Consider the following 18732-nt stretch of genomic DNA (forward strand, 5'->3'; position numbering starts at 1 on the left):
AACTTGCCAGCGTTTTATGAGTGGGCAATTATCAATGCGGATTGATATAAGGGCTCTATAGCCATTGAAACCGGCGCATTTGGGCCGGTTTCGTTAGTCGTCGAATCTCACAACCGCTATTTATTAAGCTTGTGACTAATAAGAGAGTCGATTGAAAGTTTACCGCCACCTTGAATAGCTAGCGCACCTGTTGCAGCAAGTAACGTTAGTGCAAACTCGTAACCGTTGTTAGTCATAAATAAACCGTTTGCTGCATGTACACTAAAAATCGCAATCACCATTGTGAATGCACTTACTAAAGCGGCTGGGCGTGTTAGAAAACCTATAATAAGCGCTAGCCCGCCAAAAAACTCAGCGCTGCCGGCCAGCAATGCCATTAAAAAGCCTGGCGCTAAACCAATGCTTTCCATCCACTGACCTGTGCCTTCTAGTCCATAACCACCAAACCACGCAAAAAGCTTTTGTGCGCCGTGTGCGGTAAGAATAATGCCCACAGGCACACGTAAAACCAAACTAGAAATACTGCTGTTAGAAGTAAAAATGTTTTTCAGAAATTGCTTGTTCATTGTTGAATCCTCAAAGTCTCTCGTAATTGAAAGTGTCATATCTAAAAAGTGATGAACGCTCCGCCTGACTTCATTGAGTTGGCACAGCGCTAACCTGATGCATATAGAATAGTTACCAACACCTATTGAATAAAGCGGTTAAATATTGAATGATTACCAACAATTTGTTGTTTATAGAGACGAATGGCTAAACGATGGATAAATTATCGCTACTGAAAACCTTCTGCGTTGTTGCGAATGAAGGCAGTTTTACAAAAGCTGCAGAAAAGCTAGACACGTCAAATCAACTCGTAAGCAAGTATGTTGCCGCATTAGAGAAGCAACTTGATACGCGTTTATTCAATCGCACTACAAGAAAAATTCACCTAACCGAGGCTGGTCAACAGTGTTTGCAACATGCAAATCATATTCTTGAAAGCGTAACCGATATGGAAAGTCAGCTTGGGTTGCTCAATACAGAAGCAAAGGGAGTTCTGCACGTAAGTGCCCCTGTCTCTTTCTCAACATTACATTTAGCGAGTGCACTCAGTGCGTTTCAACAAGCACACCCTCACGTATCGATAAACTTGCAGCTAAACGATAGAAAGATTGATGTGATAGACGAAGGCTTTGATGTAGCAATACGTGCAGGTCACCTAGCTAACTCTTCGCTGGTGGCCAAGAAAATCACAACGATAAAGCTGGCCCTGTGCGCTTCACCAGCCTACCTGGAAAAATATGGCACACCGCAACATCCAGCTGAATTAAAACCTGAACACTATCTTGAGTACTCCTACGTCAACTACGATAACGATAAATCAGCGCTTATTGCGGCGCTCAAAGCAAATGCCCAGACTGTGACGCCTAAACTAACCGCCAATAATGGAGAAGTCCTAACCAATGTAGCAAAGCAGGGTGAAGGTTATGTACTTCAACCTACCTTCATTGCCGGTGAAGCGCTCAAAAACGGGGAACTCGTGTCCATACTGGACGATTTCGTACCGCAAGCTATCTCTTTGTATGCGGTCTATCCTCATCGTAAGCTCATTTCTAATAAGCTAAGGGTTTTCATTGACTTTTTATCAAGCTATTTTGAAAGTACGCCCTACTGGGACAAGTAAATCGCGGTACGCGTAACGCTTAATTTATGTGGTAAAAACGTAACTTCAGTGGATGAGTGATATCAGCATAATAAATTAAATAAAAACGGCGTGGAGAAACACCTCCGACGCCGTTCGCGTAATAGCATATCTGGTTTCAGTAAATTGAACTTTAAAGAAGTATCCTTACCCTAAAGCCCTCATCACATTCTGAAGGTTTCCATAATCGCGGGCACACCCGGGAACATACCAATTAGTGCCATAACGGTACATAACACCAAAAACGTAATTCCTGGAATTAGCCAACGCCCTGCTTTGCCGAGCTCTCCAGCTCTATCTTTGCACCCAACGAGCCCCAAATTATCCAAAAGCATAGTAAAAGACCATCCGAATACTGGATTAACTAGTACAGAGGAGATCACCACCAATGCGGCAGATTGCGTCGTTTTACCTTCACGCGTCATTTGCATACCGGCTTCCATTAGCGGCAGAAAGACCCCAACAATAAGCGCTACACAAAGCACTGGCGGCCAAATTGCTAGATCCATGGGGTAACCCCAAAGTGCCGCTACAACGCATAAAAAGCCAGTAACTAATGCACCACCGGGTATGGGTCTGCGCGCGATTGAAGCCGGAATAATGTAGGTCCCCCACGAAGATGAGATATTCCCCCCTCCCAGTAGGCTTCCCACCGCCTGACGACTAGATGCAGCAATCATGGTGTCATCTATATTCATGTGCGCTCGTTCACTTTTTTTAGGGTAGCTAAGCTTTTGGAAGACTTGATGACCTAAGAAATCTGGCGACCACATAGACACAGCCAGCACAGCAAAAGGCAGCACAGCAATGAAATGTGACCAGTCTGGCAGGCCTAGTTTCCAACCTGTGTCTTCCCCCCACCAATAAGCAGGGTTCAAGTTAGGCATACCCGGCGACGTTGTGAACTCAAATGGCGCACCGAAGGAAAACGCAATGACCGCCGCCATCACCGCACCAAGCGGAATGGCTAGCCAGCGCTTTTGAATATGCTCTAGCCATGCATACATTAAGATAGTGGCAATGATCACCACGAAGGCTAAGTAAGCCATATCGAAGCTTTCTGCCCACGCAAAGAGTTTCTTCACCTGGCCTGTAATGCCAATAAACCCTAAATACAACAGCAACCCACCGCATACACCGTTACTGGTTAGCCTAGCAAGCACACTGCCGCCCTTCGTTATTCCTAAAATAAAACCAAAGAGTCCAATGAGCAGACCGAGCGCCATGGGATGACCGCCAGATGCAACAATAAGGGGTACCAAGGGCAGTAAGGGGCCGTGTGTACCTGCTAAATTAGCTGACGGGTTCAGAAAACCGGAAATCAGAACAACGAACAAGACTGCTGCAATGAGTAATTCAAAGCGCACGTTTTCAATAACAAACTCAGGAGATAGCCCTAGCGGTGCTGCGAATGCACCTACTACGGCGGCAACCATAACGATTTTTCCTATGGTCGCCGCCATGCCTGGCACGAAGTCTTCCCACTCAACGCGGTAGTCTTTACCAGGCAGGTTCAACCGCCAACGTTTTGGAGAAAGTATTTGAAGTTCGTGATTTAAATATTCGTCTCTTGATTTAAAACTACTGCTCGGTTTGTGGAGATTTTGATAAGAAGAACTTTCTTGTGACACATAACACCTTTAGATTGCGCGAAGAAAAGCGCAAGCCTAAACATGTGAACGGAATGTAACAATGCGACTGTGGTCTTATACGAAAGTCTAACGTGGAAGACGGGCATAAAAAAACCCGCAACAATGTGCGGGTTTTCATAATATGGCGGAGAGTGAGGGATTCGAACCCCCGGTGGGTTTGACCCCACGTCTGATTTCAAGTCGCTGCGTATCTTAATGATATTTTTATGACTGTAAAGCGAAAAATTAAAAAAGTTGTCTAAGTGCCGAGATTTCAATCAAATAGACTGTTTAGCACGTATAAGAGATGTTTTTATATTCACCTGACACCATTTTCATCTGAAACTACTTGAAAATGGGAACTAAAACCCATACAACATACACTAAATAATTGTGTACCATTTTGGTCATATCATAAGTCCTGTTGGAGGAAACAATGGATCAACGTTCGATGTATTCAAGTGCATCTCAACCATCGGTATTGCAGACGAACAAGGTTCTACGCAACACCTATATGCTGCTTGCGATGACACTGGCGTTTAGTGCGGTTTGTGCTGGTATAGCAATGGCAGTAGGCATTTCTCCTATGATGTCTCTTGTTATGACTATCGGCGCTTTTATTACGTTATTTGTAGTTCAGAAAAAAGCTGATTCAGCATCTGGTATCTACTGGGTGTTTGCATTCACAGGTTTAATGGGTGCATCACTAGGTTACACGCTTAATTTCTATCTAGGCGTTGCGGGTCCAGGCTTGATCATGGAAGCGCTGGGTGCAACAGCCCTTGTATTCTTCGCGCTATCTGGCTACGCGTTAACCACTAAGAAAGACTTCTCGTTCATGGGCGGCTTCTTGGTTGTAGGCCTAGTTGTAGTGCTTGTTGCGGCAATTGCGAACATCTTTTTCGCAGTTCCAGCGGTAAGCTTAGCAATCAGTGCAGCGATTGTGTTTATTATGTCAGGTTTCATCTTGTTTGATACAAGTCGTATCATCCACGGTGGTGAAACAAACTACATTCGTGCAACAGTTTCGCTATACTTGAACATATACAACTTGTTCACGTCTATCCTTCACCTTCTAGGTGCGTTTGGTGGCGACGATTAAAACAGCGTTAAAGGTTTAAAGAGAAACACCCCTTAACCGGGGTGTTTTTATTTGTATGGCAGAATATTCAGTACTTATCACATCATCACCGTTTCAAGGCGATACAGCGTTACGCGCCCTCTCCTTTGCACAAGGTGTAATCGATAATGGTGATGTAATAAACAACGTTTTCTTTTATAGCGAAGGTGTACACCACACCAATAACTTAATGCTAAAGACGGGCGACGAGCTGTTCGTACTTGATAGCTGGAAGACTCTAGCGACTGAGCACAACGTGAAATTACTTGTATGCATTACCGCCGCCGTTAAGCGAGGTATTGTTAGTGAGTTAGAGGCGAAAGAGAATGGGTTGTCTCAGGCCAACTTAACCGCGCCTTTCGAGCAAGCTGGCTTGGGCGAATTCTTCACTGCGCTCCATGATTGCAACAGGTTGGTACAATTCTAATGGCGCAACTACTTATTAGGTTTACGCAAAGCCCTTTTTCCAATGCTAAAAGCCAAGACGGTTTAGATTTTGCGCTTGCTGCAACAAACTATGGGCACGATGTTAAAGTGCTTTTTGAAAGCCAAGGTGTACTGCAGCTTGTTAAGGCAGCGTCTACCAAAGGACTAAAAAATCACACCAAACGTTTAGCTAGCATGCCGTTTTTCGATATCGAAGAATGCTTTGTGTGTAAAGCAAGTGCAGATACCTACGACATTGAGCAGGTTCTTTCAAATAACAGTTTAGTTGATGAGTTAGACTGTGAGTGGATAACCCCAGAAGAAAAAGTCACGCTTATCCAAAGCGCAGATCATGTGGTGACATTCTAATGCTTATTACTATTTCAACGCCAAATTTGTGCACTGAATACAAACAGCTTATTGAAGCCACTTATGAGCAATCGACTTCTACTTATGTTGTATTTGTTGGTGATGGCGTTTATGCCCCTGCATTAAACATCGCGTTTTTTGAGCGGCTGGCCAATACGGTAAAAAGTACGGTAGAGAGTACGACAAAAGGCACGGCAAAAGACATACCAACGCTAAACCTGTCGTTCTTGAGTACAGATGCGGATACCAGGGGCGCAAATCTTCCCGAACATTTTAATCCAATTTCCCACAAAGAACTTGCTGCAATATCAGCAAAAAATCAGCACTGGATACCCCTTTCATGACACAAGAAACCTATAGCTTCAATTATAAAGGGCAAGCGATCCCTACAGACAAAGCCGGGTATTTACTCGACTATACCCTTTGGGAAGAAGATATGGTTGAGTTGCTGGCGCAAGAAGAGAACATTGATTTAACCGAAGCTCACTGGGAAGTAGTGCGCTTCGTACGTGCATTCTATGAAGAGTACGAAACCAGCCCAGCAATTCGTGCTTTGGTGAAAGCTATGGCCAATAAGTTTGGGCCAGAAAAAGGTAATAGCCGCTACCTGCAGCGACTCTTTAAAAAAGGCCCGGCTAAGCAAGCCACCAAACTGGCTGGCTTACCAAAACCTGCGAAATGCTTATAAAGGCGAATACACATTATATTCAAAGTGCTAGCGTCCTCCGGCTAGCCCTCTGCTAAAAGCACTTGTTGACTTGCTTCTCGGGTTGAAACCCGATTTAAGGTAGCTATCAGAAGAGCCACCCTATTGTTAACTATTTTAGCTTTGGTGTTGATATTGCAACTCCCCTCTTACATTAGCGTTTTATCTCGGGTTTCAGGCATATTTTTCATACTTGCCTTTTACCGAACTCCATAAACGTGAATGTTTTACATAAATGGACATAGGAGGCTGTATGACAGTTCAAAAACACTACGTAATTGTGGCCAACCACGACGACGCCATAGCTTACACCTATACCAACCACGGAAGTGCACTTGTTGAAGTAAAGAAGTGGCACAATGAGTTTAGTGGCGCGAGTGACCAAGACATTTATACAGATAAACCCGGCAGACAATCCGCTCCCGCTTCGCAAGTACCAGGCGTTGATAGCATGAATCGAAAAGATGCCGCCGAACTCGAAGATGAACGATTTGCCAGTGACATTGCTGACTGGCTAGATGGTGAGCGTAAACGAGGTGCGTTGGGCTCTATAGATATTATTAGTGGACCTGGATTTCTTGGTAAATTGAGAAGCGGAATGTCATCTCAATGTTCAGACGTCGTCGACAAAGAAGTGAAAAAGAATGTTTTAGGCGCGGACGAAGAAACCTTGCTTTCCTACCTTAAATAAAACGTTATTTAGTAGTTAGATTGTCACAGGCGGCTGTTGTCATTGCCGCCTTCTCTTACTCGCATATAAGTAAAAGTTAGCGGTTTTCGTTAGCTTTTAACACATTAACCTCACCGATTGCCTCGGCGCTTTTAAACGTCTTTACTCGCGTGACTTCAAGATCGGTATAAATACGAGGATTATTCAAAATATATTCTACCTCATTGTTCAATGAGCCTTGTGTGTCAGCCGCTAACCACGCATTTATCGCATGTGCACTATGGGGAAGAAAGCAAGGAATGGATTTTTCATGATACTGGCTAAATCCCTCTACGGGTGGGCGCGTCACTACTGCACAGGAAAATAGGCCATTACTAAACCGCCGGTATACCGCGCCAATTAACAATACACCAGTAGCCGGTTTCATTAAATAGTGCGCTTTTCCTTTACCAAGTGGGTTTGACTCCCCTACTGCAGTTGCGACAACCACAGCTCGTCGTTTACGAATGAACTTGCTCCAATAAGGGCTATCGAGATTTCGAGCGTTAAATGTTGTTCTATCACCTACGGTAAGCGCGTTTCCATTAGGTTTTGCGTCAAACCACCACGTTGCATCGATGGTGCGATCACCAGATACAATTAAATTGGTAATTTGTCGTTCTGGCACTTTTCCAAATGCAGGATAAAAGTTAATAACATTGCTTGTGGAAGATTCATTGACAAAAAGCGGTATCGTTTGTGTGAGACCCACTTCTTCAAGTATCGCAATAACGTCAGGTGAGTCAGTAATACGCTGTATAAATCCGCACATAAACAATATCCATCAGTTATACACAAAAAAATCCGATACGACTACTCATATCGGATTTCATATTATTAGTGGCGGAAATGATTCGCCACTTCAAAGTGGGTTAATTGCTTGCTTTAATAACTTCTTGGCCAGCCATGTAAGGCACAAGCGCCTTTGGAATCGTAACGCTTCCATCTGCCTGCTGATTGTTCTCTAAAATAGCAACAAGCGTACGCCCTACTGCTAAACCAGAACCATTCAATGTGTGCAGAAGTTCTGTTTTATTCGTTTCTGGGTTACGGAACCTAGCCTGCATGCGTCGTGCTTGGAAGTCCAACATGTTTGAACATGAAGAAATTTCACGATAGGTATTTTGTGCAGGTAGCCATACTTCAAGATCGTAGGTTTTACATGCACCAAAGCCCATATCACCAGTACAAAGCAACACTTTGCGGTACGGTAATTCTAGCTTTTGAAGAATAACTTCTGCGTGTCCTGTAAGTGCTTCTAGTGCGTCAAAGCTATCTTCCGGCTTAACTAACTGTACAAGTTCTACCTTATCGAACTGATGCTGACGAATAAGGCCACGGGTATCACGACCGTACGAACCAGCTTCTGAGCGGAAGCAAGGCGTATGCGCTGTCATTTTCACAGGCAGCGTTTTCGCATCTAATATTTCATCGCGTGCGATATTAGTTAGCGGAACTTCTGCAGTTGGAATTAGGCTAAGCCCCTGTCCTTCTTCAGTTGCTGGCTTGGTGTGAAATAGGTCTTCGCCAAATTTAGGCAACTGACCTGTGCCATAAAGGCTGTCAGCGTTAACCAAGTAAGGCACATACATCTCTTGGTAGCCATGTTCTTGTGTATGGGTATCTAGCATGAATTGAGCAATTGCACGATTTAGGCGAGCAATATCGCCGCGCATCACTACAAAGCGGCTTCCCGTAAGCTTACTTGCGGTAGCGAAATCTAAGCCGTTGTTTAAGCCTTCAGCCACATCAACATGATCTTTAACTTCAAAATCAAACGTGCGTGGTTCGCCCCATCGAGAAATCTCAACATTGTCATCTTCGTCTTTACCCGCTGGTACAGACTCGTGTGGCAAATTAGGAATGCCTTGCGTAAGGGTGTTAATTTCTTCCAACAGTTCGCTAAGTTCCGCTTTAGCGGCGTCAAGCTCGTCACCAAGCTTACCCACTTCAGCCAATAGCGGTGCAATATCTTCGCCCTGCGCTTTTGCTTTACCAATGGATTTACTTCGTACGTTACGCTCGTTTTGCAGATCCTGTGTTCTGGACTGAAGTGTTTTTCTTTTTTCTTCAAGCGAACTGAAAGCTGCTACATCGAGGTTAAAACCACGGGCAGCTAATCGCTTAGCTGTTTGTTCTATATCGCTTCGCAAACACTTTGGATCTAACATGTGTTTCTAATTATCCTTTCATCAATTGAATGGCTAGCCAACCTGCTATTAGGCAAGCGCCAACGTTAAGAAATACATTTGCTGCGGCTTTAAGCCACAACCCGTTTTCTAATAAAGTTAAGGTTTCAACGGAAAATGTTGAGAATGTAGTAAAGGCACCTAATAGCCCTACACCGATAAGCGCTCGGTAAGGAGAGTCGCTTAAATCATGACGTTCGATAAAACCGTACAGTAATGCGAGTGCAAACGACCCGACCACATTCACCGTTAGTGTACCAAACGGCATGTGTTTTCCAAATAAGGAATCAACACTTGTGGTAACAAAATAGCGTAAACAGGCGCCGGTCGCACCGCCAGCGGCAATAAAACAATACAAAGCTAACCCTTGAGGCACGAAAACTCCCTAGCGCATTTTTTTATTAACTAATTCATATAATCTGAACTAGTTGAGTTACATGTCTGCAACTTTACCTTTTATTGTTACTTCTCGCATTAAGTGAATCGAGAAATTCACGCTTGGCTTTCAAAGCTTTCTCTAAACCGCGTTCATTAGGGTTATACAAGCGAGTTCCGGTAAGGCTTTCTGGGAAGTAAGACTCACCCGCGGCAAACGCGTTCGGCTCGTTGTGAGCATAGCGGTAACCATCGCCATGACCGAGCTCTTTCATTAGCGACGTAGGCGCATTGCGTAAATGCATGGGAACAGGTGCATCAGAGGTTTTACGCGCCAATGCTTTTGCTTCGTTAAACGCCATATATACCGCGTTACTTTTTGCAGCTAACGCACAATATACCGCAGCTTGAGCAATAGCGCGCTCGCCCTCTGCGGGCCCTACTCGGTGAAACGTGTCCCAGGCATTAATACAGAGCTGCATTGCTCTTGGGTCTGCATTACCAATGTCTTCAGACGCGATAGCAAGTAGACGTCTTCCTACATACAGCGCGTCTCCCCCGCCATCAAGAATTCTTGCGTACCAGTAAAGGGCGGCGTCTGGGTCTGAGCCTCTAACAGATTTATGAAACGCGGAGATTAGGTCGTAGAAGGTGTCGCCTTTATTGTCGTAACTAGCAACTTTCTCGCCTACCGCATGCTCAACATCGCTTACGGTTATTTTGTTTGCTCCGGTGAAGTCGGCAGCAAGCTCTAAATAGGTGAGAAGACGACGTGCGTCGCCGCCACTTAAATCGATAAGCGCGTTTCTGGCTGTTTCTTCGATACCAAGGGCTCTGTCACCCAGACCTTTTTCAGTATCGCTTAGCGCTCTCTCAACCAATTCAGACAGCGCTTCGTGTTCGAGTGTCTTTAGCACATAAACACGTACACGAGATAAAAGCGCTTTATTTAATTCGAACGAGGGATTCTCTGTCGTTGCGCCAATAAAGGTAACAACGCCAGACTCAACAAATGGAAGAAACGCGTCCTGCTGACTTTTGTTGAATCGGTGTACTTCGTCAACAAACAACAATGTTCGCTGGTTATAACGGGCGTTTTCTTCAGCCGTATCCATGGCGGCTCTGATGTCTTTTACCCCAGAGGTAACCGCAGAAATACGCAATACAGATGCGTTGGTGTATTGAGCAATGAGTTCAGCAAGGGTAGTTTTACCGGTACCGGGCGGCCCCCACAAAATCATAGAATGACAGTGTCCCGCCTCTAACATTTTACGAAGAGGCTTACCTTTGCCAAGTAAGTGTTCTTGACCACTGTACTGCTCTATGGTGACCGGGCGCATTCGCGCCGCGAGGGGCGCGAAATCTTGATTAACGCTGGTCATCAATTATGAAGCTGTCTGGAATATCAACTGAGAACGTATCAGCAGGCACTGGAAAACGCGTTTCAATATTACTGAAAACCAAAGTGCTGATTTGCTGTTGCGCATCGAGCATATTAAGCGAAGCGAGTTCACTGTCTTGGTTAAAGGTTAATGTAAGCGTAGCGATTTGGCCGCCTTGTTCTTTAGGCGTGATTTGGTAGCTTTTTGTTGCGCTAACACCATTGAAGTTGTCTGCCGCGCCGTTTTTAGGTGTTACAGCCGATGAACCGCTATTTAATTGACTGATAGAGAACTTTGACCACGTTGCTTCATCTGTCGACGTAAGCAAAACAATAGGGTTATCCTTAATCGCATTGTCTTGAGAAAGGACTGTCACCTGCTCTACAAAGGTATCCACATTCCAAACCGCTTCGCCATCGGCAACCAAAAGGGTTTCATCAGGAAACGTTGTTTCCCAGCGAAGCTTATTGGGGCGGGTCATGGTCAGCGTGCCTTGTGCTTCGTGAACGACATTTTGCTGTGCATCGACTACTGTCTGCGCAAAGCTTGCACGAAACTGCTTCATATTGCTTAACAACGCCTGCAGTGACGTACTCGCAGAATCATTGATAAGCGATGAAGTTTTGGGCTGACTTGTGTTTACTGTGGCATTAGCCTGATTATCGTCATGATCACTGACAACCTCGTGAGCATTGTTGTTGCCTATATTTGAACCTGTAGTACCTAATTCTACCGCAGCGTTAGCAGCAGTCATTGCTGTACCTGCCGTTACCAATGCACTTACAAAATAAACCGAAACTGCTTTATTCATTTATTCAATCCATTCGTTATTCTTTGTGGGGCGGCGGTGCAAGAACCTCACGGTTCCCGTTATGCCCCTGTGCACTTACGACACCACTCATTTCCATTTGTTCAACCAAGCGCGCGGCCCGATTGTAACCAATTCTAAACTTACGCTGCACACTCGACACACTAGCTCGACGTGTTTCAGTAACAAACGCCACGGCCTCATCATAGAAGGCATCAAATTCTTGATCCTCACCCTCAGGCTGTTCGCCTGGCAGTAAGACTTCAGCCGTCGCTTCGCCATTCAGGATCTCATCAATGTATTCAGGCTCACCACGTTTCTGCCAGTCTGCGACTACAGCATGTACCTCGTGATCATCCACAAATGCACCATGAACACGGGTTGGCACAGGGCTACCAGGAGGCAGATAAAGCATGTCACCCATCCCTAGCAAAGTTTCTGCACCTTGTTGGTCTAGAATGGTTCTAGAGTCTATTTTACTAGAAACTTGGAATGCACAACGGGTTGGAATGTTGGCCTTGATCAGACCCGTAATAACATCTACAGACGGACGCTGTGTGGCAAGGATTAGATGGATGCCCGCAGCACGTGCTTTCTGTGCGATACGTGCAATAAGTTCTTCTACTTTTTTGCCCACTATCATCATCATGTCGGCAAATTCATCGACCACTACCACGATAGCAGGAAGTTTGGCTAAGTCAGGCGCTTCAGCATCCATACTTTCTTCATTCTTCCACAGTGGGTCCTTTATTGGTGTGCCATTAGCAATGGCTTCTTCTACTTTCGCGTTATAGCCTTTTAGGTTACGCACGCCAAGAGCGCTCATTAGACGATAACGACGCTCCATCTCACCCACGCACCAACGAAGGGCATTGGCGGCTTCTTTCATGTCGGTAACCACTTCAGCAAGCAAGTGAGGTATGCCTTCATAAACGGAAAGCTCAAGCATTTTCGGGTCAATCATGATCATGCGAACATCTTCTGGCGTGCTCTTATAAAGCAAACTAAGAATCATAACGTTCACACCTACAGATTTACCTGAACCTGTAGTACCCGCAACCAAAAGGTGAGGCATTTTGGCTAAATCGACCACCACTGGCTGACCTGAAATATCAGCGCCCAACACCATGGTTAATGGTGATTTATTAGACTGAAAAGTATCGCAGCTAATAACTTCGCTCAGCCGCACCATTTCACGTTTTTTATTCGGCAGTTCTAAGCCAATTACTGACTTACCCGGAATAACTTCCACTACACGCACCGAGATAGCTGACATAGCGCGGGCTAAGTCTTTCGACAGTCCTGAGATCTTGCTCACTTTTACCCCAGGTGCTAAATCAAGCTCAAACCGGGTAATAACAGGGCCAGGGAACACGCCAACCACCGTCGCTTCAATGTTAAAGTCAGCCAGTTTTTCCTCTACCAAACGAGAAATACCTTCAATCTCTTCTGGCGTAAGCGGGTTTTCATGTTTGTCGGCACGTTCAAGTAAATCAAAGGACGGCATCGGTGGTAAATCAGGATCTAACTCACCTGCCCTCGCCTTCACGGGTTTGGCACCTAGTGCAGCAGGCGTAAATGCTTGGTTAGCACCTTGACTCGCTCCCTGAGTTTCAACAGTTTGGGACTGTAGCGTTTCCGTATTTGGTTCGCTACCTTCAACAGATGACGCGCTGTTATTTGCAGAAGTTATTGGCTTGCTTCCAGTTTCGTAAGGCAAGTCTTCATCAAACTCTTCTAAGTCGTCAAAGTTAATATGCGGACTTTGCTGTGCTTGGTGTTTATGCTCATGTTGACTGCTATCATCTTCTGACTGAACTGAGTCATCTTGGCTCGATTTACCCAAACCCACTTTGTCTTTAAAGCTACCAGTAACCGCACTACGCATACCTGACAATGAGAACGACGACTTTTTCGTCTCAGCTGCATCTACATCTGCACTTGATGTCGCATCGTCTTCCTCGGCGTTGACAGTATCGTTGGGATTAGATTGAACAGACTTGTCTCCGTCATAGGTATAAAACGGCGGCTCATCATCTACATCGTCAATGCCAAAAGTAGGCTCACTGCGTGATGGCGTAGTTTTCTGTGTCTGTGATGGTTTTGTCTGTGCAGTAGAAGCCAAAGGTTCAGCGCGCATACTAGTAATATCTAGCTCTGCACCTTCGTCGCCACTTTGATTAGACGATTTGTTAGCTAGGGCTAGTCGCGGCATTTCGAATGCTAACAAACTCTGAGGCGCTGAAAGAGTCTTACGTCCTAACCACAGCGTACCTTCCCCTAACCTGTCGATAATAGTGAGCCAGCTAATACCCGTTAGTAAGGTAAAGCCCGTACAGAAGAAACAAAGAAGTAGCAAAATTGTGCCAGCAGTATTGAAGTAAGGCACTAGCGCTGAACTAATTACGTCGCCAACAAAACCGCCGGCTGAAAAGTTGTAAATGTCGTCAAAATTAATACTGGCGATGCCCGTTGCACCGAGGGCCATCAACAGCCCACCAATAATTCTTAAACCAATAGTAAGGTAATCGAATTCATCGAGTTCTTTAATGTGTTGGAATAGAAACCACCCTAAGAAGGCGGAGCCGAAAGGCAGCAAATACGCTAAAAAACCAAATGAGAATAGCAGAAGATCAGCGACCCACGCCCCTGTTGCTCCAACCCAGTTGTGAACGTCGAGTTGTAATCCAGCCTGACTCCAACCTGGGTCTCCTGGATGAAAAGATGCTAGTGCCAGCAATAAGAAGAAGGCGAAAACACAGGCGATGATCATACCTGCTTCCCACACTCGCTGAACCCCTGTTAATCGCGCCATAACCCTAAAAAACCTTCAATTTCCATCGCATGTATTACCGCAGCTAGCTTTTTACGCTATGCGGTAACCGCAGTACTAACCGCAACAAAGAGCTTAGCGAACTCTTTGCTATTCCTACATAATTATTATTGATTTACTTTTTGGTAAGTTACTGAGCGTACAACTGAATTAATACACCCATCCCCTACCCTGTGCTTTAGCGTGCTGTTAATCCTTTGATAAAACACAAACACTGTATTTTTGCACAGCCTACCACAAAACCACGCTATTGAGCCACGCTTTCATTACTTCAAATTAATGCGCAGCGACGATGTACTTTTTACTTCTTCCATCACTACGTACGTCCGCGACTCACTCACTCCGGGCAAGCGCAATAAAGTATCACCTAATAATTTCCTATAACTTCCCATATCTGCAACGCGTGCTTTAAGAAGGAAGTCAAAATCTCCGGATACCAGGTGACATTCTTGTATATCGTCATGCAGTTTTACCGCAGCAGAAAATTCTGCAAAGATATCTACCGATGTTTTCGTTAACGTAATCTCTACGAACACAAGCATAGCTGCGCCGAGCTTTTCTGGGTCAACGACAGCATGATATCCTTTTATGTAGCCCTGAGCCTCCAGCCTCTTAACTCTCTCAAGACAAGGGCTGGGGCTTAATCCCACTTCTTTAGCAAGTTCGACGTTTGATATACGCCCGTTTTTCTGTAACTGAACCAGAATATTCCTGTCTATTCGGTCAAGGTGTTTTGGGGTCTTTACCAGCATATAAAATATCTTAAAATCATCTTTTAGGAGAATTATATGCTACAAACGCCCATTCTTCAGCAGATAGTTCGTTTTTTTATCACGTATACTCCGCAAATATGTTCACGTGCTTCAAAGCCGAACACTATTTATCAAAAGTTCAACCAGAGCCGCTTAGAAGCTCACTATAAGATTGAGGACTATACATGTTAGTTGGTGTACCAAAAGAAATTAAGAACCACGAATACCGTGTTGGCTTGACGCCAGCAGCTGTAAAAGAGTTTGTTAGCCACGGTCACAGCGTTTTAGTAGAAACGAACGCAGGTGAAGCAATAGGTTTCACTAACGAAATGTATGTCGAAGCAGGCGCAGCCATTGCATCAACGGCTGAGCAAGTGTTTGCTGAAGCAGAAATGATCGTAAAAGTTAAAGAGCCTCAGCCTAACGAGTGTAAAATGCTTCGTAAAGGCCAGACACTATACACCTACCTACATTTAGCGCCTGATCCTACGCAAACAAAGCTGCTTGTTGAGTCTGGTGCAACTTGTATCGCATATGAAACAGTGACTGACGACCGCGGTGGGCTTCCACTACTAGCACCAATGAGTGAAGTAGCTGGCCGTATGTCGGTTCAAGCTGGCGCGCACTACCTTGAAAAAGCACACGGCGGTAGCGGTACACTTCTTGGTGGCGTTCCGGGTGTAGCACCAGGTAAAGTACTGGTTATCGGTGGTGGTGTTGTTGGTACTAACGCAGCAAAAATGGCACTAGGCCTTGGTGCTGACGTAACTATTCTTGACCGCTCGCTTCCTCGTCTTCGTCAAATCGATGATATCTTTAACGGACAAGTAAAAACGGTTTACTCTACCGTTGACGCTATTGAGCACTACTCTTCAAAAGCTGATCTTGTTGTTGGTGCGGTACTTATTCCTGGCGCAGCAGCTCCGAAGCTTCTTACTCGCGAACAGATTAAGGCAATGAAGCCTGGTTCAGTACTTGTTGACGTTGCTATCGACCAAGGCGGATGCTTTGAAACATCTAAAGCAACAACACACCAAGACCCAGTTTATATTGTTGATGACGTGGTTCACTACTGTGTTGCAAACATGCCTGGTGGCGTTGCGCGTACTTCTACAATGGCACTTAACAATGCCACATTGCCATTCGGCTTAGCCCTTGCAAACAAAGGCCCTGCGAAAGCGATGCTAGAAGACAAGCACTTGCTTAACGGTCTAAACGTGCACGAAGGTAAGGTAACGTACAAAGCTGTGGTTGACGCGCTAGGTGAAGAACTAGGCCTTACCTATACACCAGCTGAAGTAGCGCTTAAAGGCGAATAATTTCTAAAGATTAGTCTCGGGTGGGCCTGTGGCCATGCCCTTGAATAAGAAAATCGGAATAAAAAAGCTCGGTATGTGAACATCACATCCGAGCTTTTTTGTATTCGAAATAAGTCTAACCGTTTATTGATGCGTTTACTGCTTTCAGTACGGCAATAGGGTCTTCCGCTTTAGTGATAGGTCTTCCCATAACTAAATAGCTCACGCCAGCTTTCATAGCATCGGGAGGCGTCATGACGCGCTTTTGATCACCAGCATCTGCGCCTACTGGGCGAATACCTGGTGTAACTAGCAGAAAATCGTCGCTGTGTTTTTCGCGTAATGCGCTGGCTTCCTGCGCTGAGCAGACAATGCCGTCTAATCCTGCTCTTTCTGTTAGTGCCGCCAGACGCAGCACTTGTTGCTCTGGTGTAACACCGCTTACTACATCCGCCAACTGCGCTTCATCCATGCTGGTAAGAACGGTAACCGCAATAAGTTTAGTTTGAGGGTTGCTGCTTGTTGCAATCGCCTCTTTAGCTGCTTGCATCATAGGTAGGCCGCCCGATGCATGTACGTTTACCATCCATACACCCAGCTCCGCCGCTGCTTTACACGCTTTCGCTACAGTATTTGGAATGTCATGGAATTTAAGATCCAAGAAAACGTCAAAGCCTTTAGCGATTAGCGCTTTTACGAATTCCGGTCCAAATAAGGTGAACATCTCCTTGCCCACTTTTAGCTTGCACAAGCTTGAATCTAATTTATCAACAAACGCCAATGCAGTATCTTTATTGTCATAGTCTAATGCAACAATAACGCGTGGGTCATGCATGTTCTTTTATTCTCCGTCTAGCCCTTTGATAGGTTTTACTACGCCCCACTTTTTACAGCTAGGGCATAACCAATATAATTTTCGACCGGAAAAGCCACAGCTGCCACAGCGGTATTTAGGGCGCTGCAACATTTGCTTTTCCACCAATTCTTTAAGTAAGCGTAAGCTATCAGCCGTGGTTTTATCTGAAAGCTGGTCAATGTAAAGCCCCATAAGGGTTTTAAAGCCGCGCATAGTCGGGCGTTTGCGAAGTTGCTCAAGTAAGTACTCAGCCGCCTGTGCCGTTTCACCGCGCTTCATAAGCACATCAACCATGGCTAAATATGACGTAGCACACTCTTGCCAGTGTGCTTCTAAGTTCTTCTGAAAACTTTCCCAGTCGTCAGTTTCTTCAGCAATTTTTTCCAAACTAGGTACGGCTTCGCTAAACCAGTTGATATCGCGTTCGGCCACTTGCGTAAAGTACGCGTTGGCATCAGTAAAGCGTTTTTGATCAAGCGCTATATCACCTAACATAAGCCACGGCCTAACCGCATGTTCGTCGGCGTTTACCGCTTTTTGTAATAAGGTCAATGCCGCACCTTGGCTATCGTTCTTCAACTCAACCGATGCTTGTTCACAATAAAAGTGTGCAAGGCGTTCGCACAAATCATCATTGTCACCATGACACTGCACCATACGTTCGGCTAATTCTATGGCTCTTTCCCACTCTTTCGTGGTCTGGTAGATACTGAAAAGTTGCTGTTGAGCTACAAGGTAGTGTTTATCGCTGTCAAGCAGTTGAAGAAAAGCATTTTCAGCACGCTCTAGAAAGCCTGCTTGTGTGTAGTCGTGACCAAGCTCCCTCAGTGCATTTTCTCGTTGAGCCGGCTGGAGCTCATCACGGCTAACTAAATTCTGGTGGACTTTAATTGCGCGGTCTATTTCACCTCGGTGACGGAAAAAACTCCCCATCGCGATATGCGTCTCTACTGTGTCGCTATTCACGTTAATCATTTTGATTAGCGTATCGACTGCTTTATCAGGTTGGTCTGAGAGAAGGAAGTTTAGCCCCTTGTAATAATGCTTAGATAGAATGCTAGACTGCTTTCGCTGCGCTTGACGGACACTATTTCGGCCCATTATCCAGCCGTAACCTGCCGCAACAGGCAAAAGGAGAAACAGCAGTTCGAGCATTAGTGTTCTTGTTCCAGACTCTGTATTTTAGACTGCGCAGACATCAGCTGAACACGTAATTTTAGCCAGCTCATTAGCATTACCAAAATTCCGATACCAACGCCAATTGAAAGTGTTATCGCTATTAACGTCGATAAGCGAAGATTCGCCTGAGCAATTAAATAATTAACTGTTACTTGTGCTTCATTTTGTGAGCCAATGACAAACGCGATCGCGAGCAGCACCAAAATGATAAGAAACGTTAGGATCCCTTTCAACACTCAACCCTTTTTTGTTGATTTATTTACAAGAATAGCAAAATGCGAAAAGAGATAACACTAAAAGCGTAAGTGAAATGATGTTATACCATATATGGACCCTCTCCGATTGCAAGACACCGTGTTGATTTAATAACGTGATTCATTGCTGCCATATATTCGGCTTTTTCGTGAAGTCAATT

20 protein-coding genes are annotated in these 18732 nt (G+C 45.1%); 8 read left to right on the forward strand and 12 right to left on the reverse strand.

From position 1 onward, the window contains the following. Nucleotides 1–116: 116 nt before the first annotated feature. Nucleotides 117–566: a DoxX family protein gene (locus tag MHN02_RS18880; protein ID WP_014949616.1), complete on the reverse strand. Its 450-nt coding sequence runs from the start codon at nt 564–566 to the stop codon at nt 117–119. A 194-nt stretch (nt 567–760) separates the two neighbouring features. On the opposite strand from MHN02_RS18880, the gene MHN02_RS18885 reads away from it, so the two are divergent. Next, nucleotides 761–1666: a LysR family transcriptional regulator gene (locus tag MHN02_RS18885; protein WP_239247685.1), complete on the forward strand. Its 906-nt coding sequence runs from the start codon at nt 761–763 to the stop codon at nt 1664–1666. A gap of 182 nt (nt 1667–1848) precedes the next feature. On the opposite strand, the gene MHN02_RS18890 is transcribed toward MHN02_RS18885, so the two are convergent. After that, on the reverse strand, nt 1849–3315 hold the full coding sequence (locus MHN02_RS18890) for a DUF3360 family protein (RefSeq protein WP_014949618.1): 1467 nt from the start codon (nt 3313–3315) through the stop codon (nt 1849–1851). Nucleotides 3316–3751: 436 nt separating this feature from the next. Between MHN02_RS18890 and MHN02_RS18895 the strand changes: the two genes are divergently transcribed. From MHN02_RS18895 to MHN02_RS18920, 6 genes are all read left to right on the forward strand, one after another. Further along, the gene (locus MHN02_RS18895) at nt 3752–4417 is read left to right on the forward strand and encodes a Bax inhibitor-1/YccA family protein (RefSeq protein WP_014949619.1); all 666 of its coding nucleotides are present in this window, start codon (nt 3752–3754) and stop codon (nt 4415–4417) included. A gap of 55 nt (nt 4418–4472) precedes the next feature. Then, on the forward strand, nt 4473–4862 hold the full coding sequence (gene tusD / locus MHN02_RS18900) for a sulfurtransferase complex subunit TusD (RefSeq protein ID WP_014976653.1): 390 nt from the start codon (nt 4473–4475) through the stop codon (nt 4860–4862). Beyond that, nucleotides 4862–5230 (forward strand): DsrE family protein, encoded by a 369-nt coding sequence (locus MHN02_RS18905; protein ID WP_239247687.1) that lies wholly within the window; start codon nt 4862–4864, stop codon nt 5228–5230. Before tusD ends, MHN02_RS18905 begins: the two co-directional genes overlap by 1 nt. Beyond that, nucleotides 5230–5574, forward strand: a complete 345-nt coding sequence (locus tag MHN02_RS18910; protein ID WP_239247689.1) for a hypothetical protein — start codon at nt 5230–5232, stop codon at nt 5572–5574. Before MHN02_RS18905 ends, MHN02_RS18910 begins: the two co-directional genes overlap by 1 nt. Beyond that, complete coding sequence (locus tag MHN02_RS18915) at nt 5571–5918, forward strand: TusE/DsrC/DsvC family sulfur relay protein (protein WP_039234671.1); 348 nt, start codon at nt 5571–5573, stop codon at nt 5916–5918. Before MHN02_RS18910 ends, MHN02_RS18915 begins: the two co-directional genes overlap by 4 nt. A 271-nt stretch (nt 5919–6189) precedes the next feature. Further along, nucleotides 6190–6627 carry a host attachment protein gene (locus MHN02_RS18920; protein ID WP_239247691.1) on the forward strand — a complete coding sequence of 146 codons (438 nt, stop codon included), beginning with the start codon at nt 6190–6192 and terminating at the stop codon, nt 6625–6627. 76 nt (nt 6628–6703) lie between these two features. On the opposite strand, the gene MHN02_RS18925 is transcribed toward MHN02_RS18920, so the two are convergent. From MHN02_RS18925 to lrp, 7 genes are all read right to left on the reverse strand, one after another. Continuing rightward, nucleotides 6704–7417 (reverse strand): SOS response-associated peptidase family protein, encoded by a 714-nt coding sequence (locus MHN02_RS18925; protein WP_239247693.1) that lies wholly within the window; start codon nt 7415–7417, stop codon nt 6704–6706. A gap of 100 nt (nt 7418–7517) precedes the next feature. After that, entirely contained in the window at nt 7518–8816 is a 1299-nt protein-coding gene (gene serS / locus MHN02_RS18930; RefSeq protein WP_239247695.1) for a serine--tRNA ligase, read from the reverse strand. Between the two features lie 10 nt (nt 8817–8826). Continuing rightward, complete coding sequence (crcB, locus tag MHN02_RS18935) at nt 8827–9210, reverse strand: fluoride efflux transporter CrcB (protein ID WP_014949631.1); 384 nt, start codon at nt 9208–9210, stop codon at nt 8827–8829. 73 nt (nt 9211–9283) lie between these two features. Continuing rightward, complete coding sequence (locus MHN02_RS18940) at nt 9284–10591, reverse strand: replication-associated recombination protein A (protein ID WP_239247697.1); 1308 nt, start codon at nt 10589–10591, stop codon at nt 9284–9286. Next, a complete protein-coding gene (gene lolA, locus MHN02_RS18945) occupies nt 10578–11402 on the reverse strand; it encodes an outer membrane lipoprotein chaperone LolA (RefSeq protein WP_239247699.1) in 825 nt (274 codons plus the stop codon). The genes MHN02_RS18940 and lolA overlap by 14 nt, the downstream gene beginning before the upstream one ends. 16 nt (nt 11403–11418) lie before the next feature. Next, nucleotides 11419–14214: a DNA translocase FtsK gene (locus MHN02_RS21835; protein ID WP_239247701.1), complete on the reverse strand. Its 2796-nt coding sequence runs from the start codon at nt 14212–14214 to the stop codon at nt 11419–11421. A gap of 284 nt (nt 14215–14498) precedes the next feature. Continuing rightward, complete coding sequence (gene lrp / locus MHN02_RS18955; protein WP_014949635.1) at nt 14499–14984, reverse strand: leucine-responsive transcriptional regulator Lrp; 486 nt, start codon at nt 14982–14984, stop codon at nt 14499–14501. Nucleotides 14985–15169: 185 nt separating this feature from the next. Here lrp and ald point away from each other — a divergent pair, with 185 nt between their 5' ends. Then, the gene (gene ald, locus MHN02_RS18960; RefSeq protein WP_014949636.1) at nt 15170–16303 is read left to right on the forward strand and encodes an alanine dehydrogenase; all 1134 of its coding nucleotides are present in this window, start codon (nt 15170–15172) and stop codon (nt 16301–16303) included. A 115-nt stretch (nt 16304–16418) separates the two neighbouring features. On the opposite strand, the gene pyrF is transcribed toward ald, so the two are convergent. Genes pyrF through MHN02_RS18975 form a run of 3 tightly spaced genes read right to left on the reverse strand, consistent with a single transcriptional unit; the run spans nt 16419 to nt 18550 of the window. Continuing rightward, entirely contained in the window at nt 16419–17117 is a 699-nt protein-coding gene (gene pyrF, locus MHN02_RS18965; RefSeq protein WP_239247704.1) for an orotidine-5'-phosphate decarboxylase, read from the reverse strand. A 6-nt stretch (nt 17118–17123) separates the two neighbouring features. Then, a complete protein-coding gene (lapB, locus tag MHN02_RS18970; RefSeq protein WP_239247706.1) occupies nt 17124–18293 on the reverse strand; it encodes a lipopolysaccharide assembly protein LapB in 1170 nt (389 codons plus the stop codon). After that, on the reverse strand, nt 18293–18550 hold the full coding sequence (locus MHN02_RS18975; RefSeq protein WP_014949639.1) for a lipopolysaccharide assembly protein LapA domain-containing protein: 258 nt from the start codon (nt 18548–18550) through the stop codon (nt 18293–18295). Before MHN02_RS18975 ends, lapB begins: the two co-directional genes overlap by 1 nt. Between the last annotated feature and the right edge of the window lie 182 nt (nt 18551–18732).

The sequence above is a fragment of the Alteromonas sp. CNT1-28 genome (assembly GCF_022348345.1).
Taxonomy (GTDB): domain Bacteria; phylum Pseudomonadota; class Gammaproteobacteria; order Enterobacterales; family Alteromonadaceae; genus Alteromonas; species Alteromonas macleodii.